The sequence below is a fragment of the Comamonas kerstersii genome (assembly GCF_008801935.1).
GTDB classification, from domain to species: Bacteria; Pseudomonadota; Gammaproteobacteria; order Burkholderiales; family Burkholderiaceae_C; genus Comamonas; species Comamonas kerstersii.
This window is the reverse complement of the sequence record NZ_VZOT01000005.1, coordinates 1-12,510: the sequence shown is the minus strand read 5'-3', so window position 1 is coordinate 12,510 and position 12,510 is coordinate 1. Positions and strand designations below refer to the sequence as shown.

The window sequence follows — 12,510 nt, the reverse complement described above, 5'->3', positions numbered from 1 at the left end:
TGTGTGAAGTTTTTTTGGAACTAATCTAAAAAGCCGCGCTCATATCGTTATGTCCGGGCTCTGATCCCGCCAGTTTCGTGTTGCGAAGCCTGTCTTTTTCGAAAGATTGTCAGTCTTGGGGTGCATCTCCTCCCTCCCTCTCTTAATTCACACCAAGACGCTTCGCAGCCTTTTTCTTCCCCTCTCTTGGCACCCTTGGGTGCCTTTCTTTTTTGGCTGATTGGCATGTGTGGGTTCTGCGCACTGTGGACAGGAACGCAGGCACCTACAATCACGGTCCATGAGCCTGTCTTCCATCTCCGCACTCTCCCCGCTGGACGGCCGTTACGCCTCCAAGCTTTCCGCCTTGCGCCCCATCATGAGCGAACAAGGCTATATGCACCGTCGTGTCCAGGTTGAAATTACCTGGTTCATCGCGCTGTCGGATGCCGGTTTTGCCGAATTTCCGCCACTGTCCGAAGGTGCGCGTACTTACTTGCATGGCCTGGTTGCCAACTTCTCCGAGGCCGATGCTGCGGCGATCAAGGAGATCGAGAAGACCACCAACCACGACGTGAAAGCCGTGGAGTACTGGATCAAGGCCAAGTTTGACGGCCGTCCCGAGCTGCAAAAAGCTGCTGAGTTCGTGCACTTTGCCTGCACCAGCGAAGACATCAACAACACCAGCCATGCCTTGCAAATCCGTGTGGGCCGCGACATGGTGCTGATGCCAGCGCTGGACCGCATCGTGCTGAAGCTGCGCGAAATGGCACACCAGTTTGCCGACGTGCCCATGCTCAGCCGCACCCACGGCCAGACAGCATCCCCTACCACCGTGGGCAAGGAAATTGCCAACGTGCTGGTGCGCCTGCAAAAGGCGGTGGACAACATCGCCAACGTCAAGATTCTGGGCAAGATGAACGGCGCTGTGGGCAACTACAACGCCCACCTGTCGGCCTGGCCTGAATTCGACTGGGAAGCGTTCTCCAAGAACGTGATCGAGTCGCCCGAGCCCAAGGGCCTGGGCCTGACCTTCCAGCCCTACTCGATCCAGATCGAGCCGCACGACTACATGGCCGAGTTCTTTGACGCCGTGGCCCGTGCCAACACCATTCTGGTCGACTTCTCGCGTGACGTCTGGGGCTATGTGTCTCTGGGCTACTTCAAGCAAAAGCTCAAGGCCGGTGAGATTGGTTCTTCGACCATGCCCCACAAGGTCAACCCCATTGACTTCGAAAACGCCGAAGGCAATCTGGGCTTGGCCAATGCGCTGCTCAAGCACCTGTCCGAGAAGCTGCCCGTCTCCCGCTGGCAGCGTGACCTGACAGACTCCACCGTGCTGCGCAACATCGGTGTGGCGCTGGGTTACGCCACATTGGCCTACACCTCGCTCATGACCGGCCTGAACAAGCTGGAGCTGAACGAAGAGCGCCTGCAGCAAGACCTGGACAACGCCTGGGAAGTGCTGGCAGAGCCCATCCAGACTGTGATGCGCCGCTACGGTGTGGCCGGTGCTTACGAAAAGCTCAAGGAGGTCACACGCGGCAAGACCGTGCAGGCGGCTGACTTGCACAACCTGATCAATGGCTTGGAAATTCCCCAGGCCGACAAGGACCGTCTGCTGGCCATGACGCCTGCGTCTTACATTGGTAAGGCTGCAGAATTGGCCCGCCGCGTCTAATTAAAAACCATAGCTGCTAGCGCTTGATATTCAAGCGTTTCAGATACAAAGAGCTGTCAAAGCGTTTGTTTTCAAGCGCTGGCAGCTCTTCTTTTATTTAAAGGATTGCCGCAATGGCCCTCAAATCCACGGTCTACAAGGCCAACCTCTCGATTGCCGATATTGACCACAACTACTACGCTGACCATAACCTGACACTGGCCCGCCACCCCAGCGAGACCGACGACCGCATGATGATTCGCCTCGTCGCGCTGGCGCTCAATGCCTGGCAGCTGCAGGAACTGTGCAATGGCGATGGCACGCTCAGCTTTGGCGTGGGCCTGTGCGACCCCGACGACCCCGATGTGCACATCACCGACTACACCGGCCAGAAGCGCCTGTGGATTGAAGTGGGCCAGCCTGACGAAAAGCCCATTACCAAGGCCTGTAACAAGTCGGACCACGTCATCGTCTACCCCTTCAACCACGCCGCCAACGTCTGGTGGAAGGGCCTGGAAGGCAAGGTCAACCGCCAGAGCAAGCTGGAAGTGCAGTACATCGATTCTGAAGTGGCGCAGCAGCTGGGCAGCCTGGCCGAGCGCAGCATGCAGCTGCAGGCCACGATTCAGGAAGGGCAGCTCACACTGTCGAGCAATCTGGGCACGGTGTATGTCGAGCCCGAGCGCTGGAAATAAGCCGTCCCAAACAGCACGCCGCCTACAATGCGTCCCAGTTTTTCACACTTCTATAAGACTTGAAGGCTGACGCCATGAACATCATCCGCTTCTCCGACCTGTGTGCCCAGGGCAAAGTCCAGGGCCAGCGCGTTTTTATTCGTGCCGACCTGAACGTGCCGCTGAATGACGCCGGTGAAATCACCGAAGACACCCGCGTGCGCGCCTCCGTGCCTGCCATTGAGATGGCGCTCAAGGCCGGAGCCGCCGTCATGGTGACCAGCCACCTGGGCCGCCCCACGGAAGGCGAGTTCAAGCCTGCCGACTCGCTGGCTCCTGTGGCCAAGCGCCTGGGTGAACTGCTGGGCCGCGAAGTGCCGCTGGTCGCCAACTGGGTGGACGGTGTCGATGTGGCCCCCGGCCAGGTCGTGCTGCTGGAAAACTGCCGCGTGAACGTGGGCGAGAAGAAGAACAAGGAAGAGCTGGCCAAAAAGCTGGCGGCCCTGTGCGACATCTTTGTGCACGACGCCTTTGGCACCGCCCACCGCGCCGAAGGCACGACCTATGGCATCGCCCAGTTCGCGCCCATCGCCTGCGCGGGTCCGCTGCTGTCGGCCGAGATCGATGCCATCACCAAGGCCCTGGCTGCGCCTGCGCGCCCCTTGGCAGCCATCGTGGCCGGCTCCAAGGTCTCGACCAAGCTGACCATCCTGCAAGCCCTGTCCAAGAACGTGGACCAGCTGATCGTGGGTGGCGGCATTGCCAACACCTTCATGCTGGCTGCGGGTCTGAAGATCGGCAAGTCGCTGGCTGAACCTGATCTGGTGGGCGAAGCCAAGGCCGTGATCGACGCCATGGCCGCACGCGGCGCGGATGTGCCCGTGCCCACCGATGTGGTCTGCGCCAAGGCTTTCGCGCCCGATGCAGTGGCTACTGTGAAGAAGGCGACGGAAGTCGAAGACGACGACATGATTCTGGACATCGGCCCCGAGACTGCCACCAAGCTGGCTGAGCAGCTCAAGAAGGCGGGCACCATCGTCTGGAATGGCCCTGTGGGCGTGTTTGAGTTTGACCAGTTCGCCAACGGGACCAAGACCATTGCTGCCGCGATTGCCGAGTCCCCCGCCTTCAGTATTGCGGGTGGTGGCGATACCCTGGCCGCGATTGCCAAGTACGGCATTGAAGACAAGGTGGGCTATATCTCCACCGGCGGTGGTGCTTTCCTGGAAGTGCTGGAAGGAAAGACCCTGCCCGCCTTTGAAATCCTGCAAAAGCGCGCCAACGGCTAAAACTGTTGACCACCCTCACGCCGTGCAGACCGTCTTGGTGTCTGCAAGGTGTGATGTCTGAGGTTTGAACCAAAAATAGCTGCCAGCGCCCGTCAAATGTGCGTTGGCAGCTATTGTTTTTGTTCCTGCACTTCGCGTGCCTTGTCCAGCCAGGTCTGTAGATGCTGCTTCAGGTCGGTCTGGCTGAAGGAGCAGCTTTCTTCCGTAAACAGCGCGCTGGACTCGAGGCGGTCGAGCAATTGCAGCAAGGCCGGGCCATAGCGTTCGGGCAGGGCCGTCAACAGCGCCTGCGAGGCACGTGCCTGTTCGTTCAGGGCTGAGGCGGAGAGGGTGCCGTCCTCCAGCCGCAGTACAGCGTCCTGCAGCGCTTGCCATTGCAGCAGTGCCTGGGCGTGAGCAGTCATATCCAACCTCCAAATTCCAATGCATGTAGGCGCAGTGTAGAAGGTGGCGCTGCGAAGAGCCATAGCACGCGCCCTGCTTCTCGGTCAAAATCGCAGCATGAATGCGCTGAACATTGCCGAATACATGCAAACCTTGGGTTTGCAAGCAAAAGTGGCCGCAGCCCAGATGGCGCGTGCCAATGCTGCTACCAAAAGCAAAGCCCTGCTGGCGCTGGCACGCCTGCTGCGTGAAAGCACCGAAGCTTTGCAAGTCGACAACGCCAAGGACCTGGAGCGTGCCGTGGCCAATGGCCTGGCTGCGCCCATGGTTGACCGCCTGCGTCTGACGCCCAAGGTGCTGGAAACCTGTGCCCAGGGCTGCGAGCAGCTGGCGCATATGCCGGATGTGATTGGCGAAATCATGGGCATGAAGCAGCAGCCCAGCGGCATCCGCGTAGGCCAGATGCGCGTGCCCATCGGCGTGTTCGGCATGATTTTTGAAAGCCGCCCCAATGTGACGATTGAAGCGGCCAGCCTGTCCATCAAGAGTGGCAATGCCTGCATCTTGCGCGGCGGTTCGGAAGCGATTGAATCCAACAAGGCTCTGGCCAGACTGGTGGAGCAGGCAATGGAAGAAGCCGGACTGCCTGCCCATGGCGTGCAGCTGGTGCAGACCATCGACCGTGAGGCTGTGGGCCAGCTGATTGCCATGCCTGCCTATGTGGATGTGATCATCCCCCGTGGCGGCAAGAGCCTGATCGAGCGCATCAGCCGCGAAGCCAAGGTGCCCGTGATCAAGCACCTGGACGGCAACTGCCACACCTATGTGGATGATCCCTGTGATATCGCGCTGGCCGTGAAGGTGACGGACAACGCCAAGACCAACAAGTACAGCCCCTGCAATGCCACCGAAAGCCTGCTGGTGGCGCGCGGTGTGGCGCAGGCCTTCCTGCCCGAGATCGGCAAGGTGTTTGCCGCCAAGGGCGTGGAAATGCGCGGCTGCCCTGAATCGCTGCGGATTCTGCAAGCCGTGGAAGGCCTGAAGCTGGCCCAGGCCACGGAAGCTGACTGGAGTGAAGAGTACCTGGCCCCCATCCTCAGCGTGAAGGTGGTGGCTGGTGTGGACGAAGCCATTGCCCACATCAACCAGTACTCGAGCGGCCACACCGAGGCCATTCTCACGCGCGACCATGTCCACGCACAGCGTTTCCTGCGCGAAGTAGACTCTTCCAGCGTCATGGTCAATGCCAGCACGCGTTTTGCCGATGGTTTTGAATACGGGCTGGGTGCAGAAATCGGCATCAGCACCGACAAGTTCCATGCGCGTGGTCCTGTGGGCATTGAAGGCCTGACCTCGCTCAAATACGTGGTGCTGGGCGAAGGCGATGTACGCAGCTAGGCGTTAGCAAAGAACGGGCAGCTTGGGCTGCCTTTTCTTTTTGGCGTGCGCGGCAATAGCAAGGACAGTGCATGAAGATCATTATTTTGGGTGCAGGCCGTGTGGGCTACAGCGTGGCCGAGAGCCTGGTTTCGGAGCGCAACGACATCACGGTCATCGATACGGACGCTGAGCGTCTGGAGGATTTGCAAAATCGCTTCGATCTGCGCGGCGTAGTGGGCAATGGCACGGATGTGCGCGTGCTGGCCGAAGCAGGCGCGGCGGATACTGACTTGCTGATCGCCTGTGCGGCGCTGGACGAAACCAATCTGGTGTGCTGCAAGCTGGCACACATGGCATTTGGCATTCCGACCCGTGTGGCCCGCGTGCGCTCCACGGCCTTCGAGCATGACCCGCGCCTGCTCAGTGCCGAAGGCTTTGCGGTGGATGCCGTGGTGTGTCCGGAAATTTCCATGACACGCTATATCCGCAAGCTCATCGAGTACCCCGACTCGCTGCAGGTGCGTGAATTTGCCGGTGGCCGCGCCTGCCTGTCTTCCGTGCGGGCGCGTCCTGGAGCAGCCGCTGTGGGCATGCGCATTGGTGATCTGCGTGTGCATAACCCTGAGCTGGGGCTGCGCATCGTCGCCATTTACCGCCGCTTTGCCGATGAGCCCGACCGCTTTGTGCGCTGTGATGGCGCCACGCGCATCGAGCCGGGTGACGAAGTCTTTGTACTGGCCGCACGCGAGCATCTGCGCCAGGTGCTGGAGGCGTTCCACCTGCGCATGGGCCAGGTGGCGCGCCAGGTGCGGCGCATTCTGATCTCTGGGGGCAGCCGTGTCAGCCTGCAGCTGGCGCAGTCGCTGGTGGCAGAGCCCGGGCGCTTTCACGTCAAGATCATTGAAAGCGATGCCCGCCGCTGCGAAGAGCTGGCTGCCGCCTTGCCGTCCGAGGTGCTGGTGCTGCACGGCAGCCCTACGGACGAAGACCTGTTTGCCGACGAAAACGTGGACGAGACGGACCTCTTCCTCGCACTCACGGACGACGACGAGAACAACATCATGGCCAGCCTGCTGGCCAAGCGCATGGGGGCCAGCCGCGTGCTGGCGCTGATCAACCGCCGCAGCTATGCGGACCTGATGCACGGCACGCAGATCGATATTGCGCTCTCGCCTGCGCAGGCCATGCTGGGGGAGTTTCTGGCCTATGTGCGCAAGGGCGATGTGCAGGCCGTGCACAGCCTGCGCCGTGGCGTGGCCGAGGCGCTGGAGATTGTGGCGCGTGGCGACCGGCGCAGCTCCAAAGTGGTGGGGCGCAAGGTCAGTGAGCTCAAGCTGCCACCTGAAGTACACATCGGTTTGATCGTGCGTGGTCTGCCCGATACCGAGGACATTCGCGCGCAAAGCGAAGGTGTGGAGCCGGAGGTCATCATCCCGCGCTCACACACCGTGATTGAGAGCAATGACCACGTGGTGTTCTTCCTGCCCAACAAACGTCTGGTGCAGGAAGTGGAGCGCCTCTTCCGCGTGAGTGCAACTTTCTTCTGAGTTGCGGAGGCTGTCATCCATGCGTGATCTGTTTCCGGTTCTGCGAGTGCTGGGTGTGCTGCTGGTGTTTTTTGCCTGCAGCATGGCGGTGCCGCTGGCCGTGTCCTGGTTTGTGCAGGACGGTGTCTGGCAGGCATGGCCTGCAGCCATGCTGACCACCATGGTGGTAGGGCTGCTGCTTTGGCTGCTGATGCGTCAGCACAAGCAGGAGCTGCACCCCCGTCACGGTGTGATTCTGGTCACGCTGGTCTGGGTCTGCCTGCCGCTGAGTGCTGCACTGCCCATGATGCTGATCTACCACCAGCAGGGCGAGCATCTGTCCTTCACCCATGCATACTTTGAAGCTGTCTCCGGGCTGACGACTTCGGGTGCTTCCGTGCTGCGTAATCTCGATGGTTTGCCCATTTCGCTGCACATCTGGCGCACCTTTTTGCAGTGGCTGGGCGGCATGGGCATCCTGATTCTGGCGGTGGCCATCATGCCGCTGCTGGGGGTGGGCGGCAGCCAGCTGTTCCGTGCCGAGGCGGCAGGCCCTGTCAAGGACACCAAGCTCACGCCGCGCATTACCAGTACGGCCAAGGGCCTGTGGGGTGTGTATGCCGTGTTCTCCGTGAGCTGCTTTGCGGCTTTCTGGCTGGCGGGCATGCCACCGCTGGAAGCCATGATGCACATGTTCACCACGGTGAGCCTGGGCGGTCTGTCACCCCATGACGCCAGTTTTGGCTACTTTCGGTCGCCTTTACTGGAAGGTATTGCTTTTATCTTCATGGTGGCGGCCAGCTGCAACTTCGCGCTGTACTTTGTGGCCATGCGAAAAGGGCACTGGCGAGGCTTCTGGCGTGACCCGGAAATGCGTGCCACCGTGGGCGTTCTGCTCTGCGGCGGGCTGCTGGTGTCGGCGCTGCTGTGGTTCAAGGGGGTCTATGACCTGCTGGATGCACTGCGCTACGGCATGTTCAATGCTGTCTCCGTCGCGACCACGACGGGGTTCGCTACGACGGACTATCTGACCTGGCCGGTGTTTGCCCCGGTGTTCATGCTGATTCTCTCGGGCATGGCTACCAGTGCAGGCTCGACCGGTGGCGGCATCAAGATGATGCGTATGCTGATTTTGTTCAGTCAGGCGCGGCGTGAACTGACACGGCTTGTGCACCCACGCGCGGTACAACCCGTTGTATTGGGAGCGCGCGTCGTGGATAACCGCATGATTTTTGCGGTTTTGGCCTATATGCTCGTGTATGGCGGCACGATCGTGCTGCTCAGCATGGTGCTGATGCTCACGGACTTGGACCCCATTACCGCAGTTTCTGCGGTGATTGCGAGTGTGCACTGCGTGGGGCCGGGGCTTGGCGCTGTCGGGCCGGCCTCCACGTATGCGGTGCTCACGGACTTTCAAATCTGGGTATGCACGCTAGGCATGCTGCTAGGGCGACTGGAGATTTTGAGCTTTCTTGCTCTGCTTACACCGGCATTCTGGAGGCGCTAAATAAGCGTATGCGTATGATTCGAGGGATAAGGGTAAGTACTTAATTCGGCTGCAACTCCCTACAATTACACAACCACCGTCGTTTGAGGACATAAATGGTTCCACATCTCATCACTGCTTTGACTGGCCCGATCAATGAGCTAGAGCAGCGCATCATCGACTCCATGCCAGCCATTGAGCGCTGGTTCCGTCTGGAGTGGATGGAGCACACGCCGCCTTTTTATAGCTCGGTAGACATTCGCAACTCGGGTTTCAAGCTGGCGCCAGTGGATACCAACCTGTTTCCCGGTAACTGGAACAACCTGACCGACCAGATGTTGCCCCTGGCCGTGCAGGCCACCATGGCGGCCATTGAAAAAATCTGCCCTGAGGCGCGCAATCTCCTGATCATTCCGGAGAACCACAACCGCAACCCCTCGTACCTGAGCAATCTGGCCCAGCTGCAGCGCATCTTCAAGATGGCGGGCCTGAATGCGCGTCTGGGCTCTATCAGCCCTGACATCAAAAAGCCTACAGAGCTGAAGCTGCCCAATGGGGAGGCTGTGCTGCTGGAGCCCGTGCTGCGCACCAAGCGCCGCATTGGCCTGAAGCACTTTGACCCCTGCACCATCTTGCTCAACAACGACCTGTCTGCAGGCGTGCCCGGCATTCTCGAAGAGCTGTACGAGCAATACCTGCTGCCTCCTGTGCATGCAGGCTGGTGCACGCGCCGCAAGAGCCGCCACTTCCAGTGCTATGAAGAAGTGGCCAAGCGTTTTGGCAAGCTGCTGGGCATTGACCACTGGCTGATTCACCCCCTGTTCGCCAAGGCGGAAGGTCTGGACTTCTCCGAAGGCTCCACCACTGGCATGGGCGCTCTGGCCGCGCAGGTCGATGCCCTGCTGACCAAGGTGCGCCGCAAGTACAAGGAATACGGCATCAAGGACAAGCCCTTTGCCATCGTCAAGGCCGACAACGGCACCTATGGCATGGGCGTGATGACGGTGCGCGATGCCAAGGAGCTGGAAGACCTGACCAAGAAAGCGCGCAACAAGATGAGCGTCATCAAGGATGGCCAGATGGTGCACGACGTCATTATCCAGGAAGGCGTGCTGACTTCTGAGCGCATGCACGACGCCGTGGCCGAGCCCGTGGTCTATACGCTGGACCGCTACGTGGTCGACGGCTTCTACCGCATGCACCCCGAGCGTGGCACAGACGAAAACCTGAATGCGCCGGGCTCCAGCTATGTGCCTCTGGCGTTTGCGCACAGCACCCACATGCCTCAGCCCGGCATGAACCCCGGTGCCAGTGCGCCCAACCGCTTCTATATGTACGGCGTGATTGCACGCCTAGCCATGCTGGCCGCCAGCTATGAGCTGGAAGCCACCAACCCAGAGGCAGAGGTCTACGAGTAAATCATTTGCTCTTAAAAATAGAGCTGACAGCGCTTATCAGTATTGGGTTTCAAATAGAAAACTATCTGAAATCCAATAAATACCAGCGCAAGCAGCTCTTATTTTTAATGAAGCGCGTGGTGCAAGCCCCGCGCTTTTTTTGTGGTGCTGAAGATGCAGACCAATTCTGCAGTGGCGCTGACTGGCTGTGGTCCGCACAATGTGCAGCTATGCAGTTTTTCAAAGACTTCAGCCTGTCCGCACTCAGCGCTGGTTTTGTGGCGATGCTGGTCGGCGTGACCAGCTCGGTGGCGCTGGTCTTTCAGGCAGCACAGGCCTTTGGTGCCAGCGCCGCGCAGATCAGCTCCTGGATGTGGGCACTGGGCTGGGGTATTGGCTTGTGCTGTGCGCTGCCTTCGCTGCTGCTGCGCAAGCCGGTGATGGTGGCCTGGTCCACGCCCGGGGCTGCAGTTCTGGCTGCAGCTGGGCTGGCAGGCGGCTTTTCCATGGCGGAGGCCGTGGGGGCTTTCATCATCAGCGCTGCGCTGATTGCGCTGCTGGGTTTCAGTGGCTGGTTTGAAAAGCTCATGGACCGCATTCCCGCCTCCATTGCTGCGGCCTTGCTGGCCGGTGTGCTGGCCCGCTTTGGCCTGCAGGTGTTTGAATCGGCCCAGACCGCGCAGCCGCTGGTGTTGGTCATGCTGCTGGCATATCTGCTCACGCGCCGCCTCTCGCCCCGCTACGCCGTCATGGTGACGCTGCTGGCCGGTGTTGCCTATGCTGCGTTGCAAGGGCAGATGCGCTGGGAGCAAGTGCAGTGGTCCATGGCCATGCCTGCATGGACGACGCCCAGCTTTTCCTGGCAGGCTTGCGTGAGCCTGGCTCTGCCGCTGTTTGTGGTGACCATGGCTTCGCAGAACCTGCCCGGGGTGGCCGTCATTCGCGCAACAGGCTATCAGCTGCCAGTCTCTAGGCTGGTCGGCATGACAGGCGTCGCCACGCTGCTGCTAGCCCCCTTTGGTGCTTTCTCGCTGAATCTTGCGGCCATCACTGCCGCCATGTGCATGGGCCCTGAAGCACACCACGACATGAACAAGCGCTACACCGCTGCCGTGTGGTGTGGTCTGCTCTATATCTTGATGGGCATCTTCGGCGCTGTGGTTGCTAGCCTGCTGGCTGCTTTCCCCAAAGAGCTGGTAATGGCCATTGCAGGTCTGGCACTGCTCAGTGCGATAGGTAGTGGCCTGGTCGCTGCTTTGCAGCAGGAAAGCAGCCGCGAGGCTGCACTCATCACCTTTCTGGTCACGCTCAGCGGCGTCGTCATTGCGGGGGTGGGGTCTGCTTTCTGGGGTGTGGTTGCCGGCAGTTTGGCCCTGTTTGTGCAACAGTACCGACCTTGGCGTACAACACAGCGCTAAACCTTTTGTCATTCATTGAACGGGGCCAGGCCCCAGCAAGCCATGCAATTTCTTTTTGTTGCCGATCCTCTGCACACCTTCAATACCAAGAAAGACACGACCTTTGTCATGATGCGTGAAGCGCAGCGCCGTGGGCACACGGTGTTCGCCACTGAGCCCAAGGACATCAGCTGGGAAGTGGGTGGCCGTGTCATGGCCAGCGTGCGCAAGCTGCGCCTGACGGGTGACCTGAAAGACTGGTACGAAGAAATTTCCGTAGAGCAGGAAGCATTGGCCGGCTTTGACGCCGTGCTCATGCGCAAGGATCCGCCGTTTGACAGCGAGTTCTTCTACGCTACCCATATGCTCAGCCAGGCTGAGCGTGAAGGTGCCAAGGTATTCAACAAGCCTGCAGCTCTGCGTGACCATCCTGAAAAAATGGCGGTCATGGAGTTCCCCGAACTGCTCGGCCCCACACTGATTACACGCAACCCGCAAGACATCCGCGCCTTCCACGCCCAGCACCAGGACATCATCCTCAAGCCGCTGGACGGCATGGGGGGCATGGGCATCTTCCGCGTGGGCGCTGATGGTATGAACCTGGGCTCCATCATCGAGACGTTGAACCAGAATGGCGCCACCAGCGTCATGGTGCAGAAATTCCTGCCCGCCATCGCACAGGGTGACAAGCGGGTGCTCATCATCGGCGGCAAGCCCGTGCCTTTCTGCCTGGCACGTATCCCGCAGGGCAATGAAGTTCGTGGCAACCTCGCCGCCGGCGGTAAAGGTGTGGCGCAGCCGTTGAACGATGCCGACCGTGCCATGGCCGAAAAGCTGGGTCCAGTCTTGCTGCAGCGTGGCCTGCTGCTGGTAGGTCTGGATGTGATTGGCGACAAGATCACCGAGATCAATGTCACCAGCCCCACCTGTTTTCAGGAGATCCAGCAGCAGACGGGCTGTGATGTGCCTGCCCTGTTTATCGATGCGCTGGAGCAGGCGGTTCAGCAAGCCTGAGTCACCCAGGCCTGCAACCGCCCGCAGGGCGGTTGCAAAAAATGCAGGGCTTCCTGAGGCGCTACAAAAATAGGTATACAATGCAGTTCTTCGCTGATTGCAAAACGCAGTCAGCGACGCAAAGAGAAAATTTCAAATTCTTTTTGCAAGCATCGAAAAACGGTGCTACAATACAAGGCTTCGCTGATCGCAGCGAACGAAACTTGAAGAAATTGATCTTCAAGGCATCTTTAACAAGATACAGCCGATAAGCGTGGGCGTTTGAAGGCGAATTGCCAAATCAAACGCTCATGAGAATAGAAGTGAAGTTCACTTCAATTCCGT

At 59.7% G+C, this 12,510-nt stretch carries 10 protein-coding genes; 9 read left to right on the top strand and 1 reads right to left on the bottom strand.

Going from position 1 to position 12,510, the window contains the following annotated elements; genetic code table 11:
* The first annotated feature begins 280 nt into the window (after nt 1-280).
* From purB to F7P80_RS08900, 3 genes are all read left to right on the top strand, one after another.
* Nucleotides 281-1,660 carry an adenylosuccinate lyase gene (gene purB / locus F7P80_RS08910; RefSeq protein WP_054065425.1) on the top strand — a complete coding sequence of 460 codons (1,380 nt, stop codon included), beginning with the start codon at nt 281-283 and terminating at the stop codon, nt 1,658-1,660.
* 113 nt (nt 1,661-1,773) lie between these two features.
* Entirely contained in the window at nt 1,774-2,334 is a 561-nt protein-coding gene (locus tag F7P80_RS08905; protein ID WP_054065426.1) for a YaeQ family protein, read from the top strand.
* A gap of 74 nt (nt 2,335-2,408) precedes the next feature.
* Nucleotides 2,409-3,602 (top strand): phosphoglycerate kinase, encoded by a 1,194-nt coding sequence (locus F7P80_RS08900; RefSeq protein WP_151044146.1) that lies wholly within the window; start codon nt 2,409-2,411, stop codon nt 3,600-3,602.
* Nucleotides 3,603-3,712: 110 nt separating this feature from the next.
* On the opposite strand, the gene F7P80_RS08895 is transcribed toward F7P80_RS08900, so the two are convergent.
* The gene (locus F7P80_RS08895) at nt 3,713-4,006 is read right to left on the bottom strand and encodes a hypothetical protein (RefSeq protein WP_151044143.1); all 294 of its coding nucleotides are present in this window, start codon (nt 4,004-4,006) and stop codon (nt 3,713-3,715) included.
* A gap of 97 nt (nt 4,007-4,103) precedes the next feature.
* Between F7P80_RS08895 and F7P80_RS08890 the strand changes: the two genes are divergently transcribed.
* The 6 genes from F7P80_RS08890 to gshB all read left to right on the top strand — a co-directional run bounded on the left by F7P80_RS08890 (nt 4,104) and on the right by gshB (nt 12,186).
* Nucleotides 4,104-5,384, top strand: a complete 1,281-nt coding sequence (locus F7P80_RS08890) for a glutamate-5-semialdehyde dehydrogenase (protein ID WP_151044140.1) — start codon at nt 4,104-4,106, stop codon at nt 5,382-5,384.
* A gap of 71 nt (nt 5,385-5,455) precedes the next feature.
* Nucleotides 5,456-6,913, top strand: a complete 1,458-nt coding sequence (trkA, locus tag F7P80_RS08885) for a Trk system potassium transporter TrkA (protein ID WP_151044135.1) — start codon at nt 5,456-5,458, stop codon at nt 6,911-6,913.
* A 19-nt stretch (nt 6,914-6,932) separates the two neighbouring features.
* Nucleotides 6,933-8,399 carry a TrkH family potassium uptake protein gene (locus F7P80_RS08880; protein WP_054065430.1) on the top strand — a complete coding sequence of 489 codons (1,467 nt, stop codon included), beginning with the start codon at nt 6,933-6,935 and terminating at the stop codon, nt 8,397-8,399.
* 95 nt (nt 8,400-8,494) lie between these two features.
* Nucleotides 8,495-9,796, top strand: coding sequence for a glutamate--cysteine ligase (gshA, locus tag F7P80_RS08875; protein ID WP_151044132.1), 1,302 nt, complete (start codon nt 8,495-8,497; stop codon nt 9,794-9,796).
* Nucleotides 9,797-10,005: 209 nt separating this feature from the next.
* Nucleotides 10,006-11,193, top strand: coding sequence for a benzoate/H(+) symporter BenE family transporter (locus F7P80_RS08870; protein WP_151044128.1), 1,188 nt, complete (start codon nt 10,006-10,008; stop codon nt 11,191-11,193).
* Nucleotides 11,194-11,235: 42 nt separating this feature from the next.
* Nucleotides 11,236-12,186, top strand: coding sequence for a glutathione synthase (gshB, locus tag F7P80_RS08865; protein WP_151044125.1), 951 nt, complete (start codon nt 11,236-11,238; stop codon nt 12,184-12,186).
* Nucleotides 12,187-12,510: the final 324 nt, after the last annotated feature.

Excerpts from the sequence above, each read along its gene's own strand:
- F7P80_RS08880 (WP_054065430.1), top strand. The coding sequence starts at position 6,933 with ATGCGTGATCTGTTTCCGGTTCTGCGAGTGCTGGGTGTGCTGCTGGTG.
- F7P80_RS08890 (WP_151044140.1), top strand. The coding sequence starts at position 4,104 with ATGAATGCGCTGAACATTGCCGAATACATGCAAACCTTGGGTTTGCAA.
- F7P80_RS08870 (WP_151044128.1), top strand. The coding sequence starts at position 10,006 with ATGCAGTTTTTCAAAGACTTCAGCCTGTCCGCACTCAGCGCTGGTTTT.
- gshB (WP_151044125.1), top strand. The coding sequence starts at position 11,236 with ATGCAATTTCTTTTTGTTGCCGATCCTCTGCACACCTTCAATACCAAG.
- F7P80_RS08900 (WP_151044146.1), top strand. The coding sequence starts at position 2,409 with ATGAACATCATCCGCTTCTCCGACCTGTGTGCCCAGGGCAAAGTCCAG.
- trkA (WP_151044135.1), top strand. The coding sequence starts at position 5,456 with ATGAAGATCATTATTTTGGGTGCAGGCCGTGTGGGCTACAGCGTGGCC.
- purB (WP_054065425.1), top strand. The coding sequence starts at position 281 with ATGAGCCTGTCTTCCATCTCCGCACTCTCCCCGCTGGACGGCCGTTAC.
- F7P80_RS08895 (WP_151044143.1), bottom strand. The coding sequence starts at position 4,006 with ATGACTGCTCACGCCCAGGCACTGCTGCAATGGCAAGCGCTGCAGGAC.
- gshA (WP_151044132.1), top strand. The coding sequence starts at position 8,495 with ATGGTTCCACATCTCATCACTGCTTTGACTGGCCCGATCAATGAGCTA.
- F7P80_RS08905 (WP_054065426.1), top strand. The coding sequence starts at position 1,774 with ATGGCCCTCAAATCCACGGTCTACAAGGCCAACCTCTCGATTGCCGAT.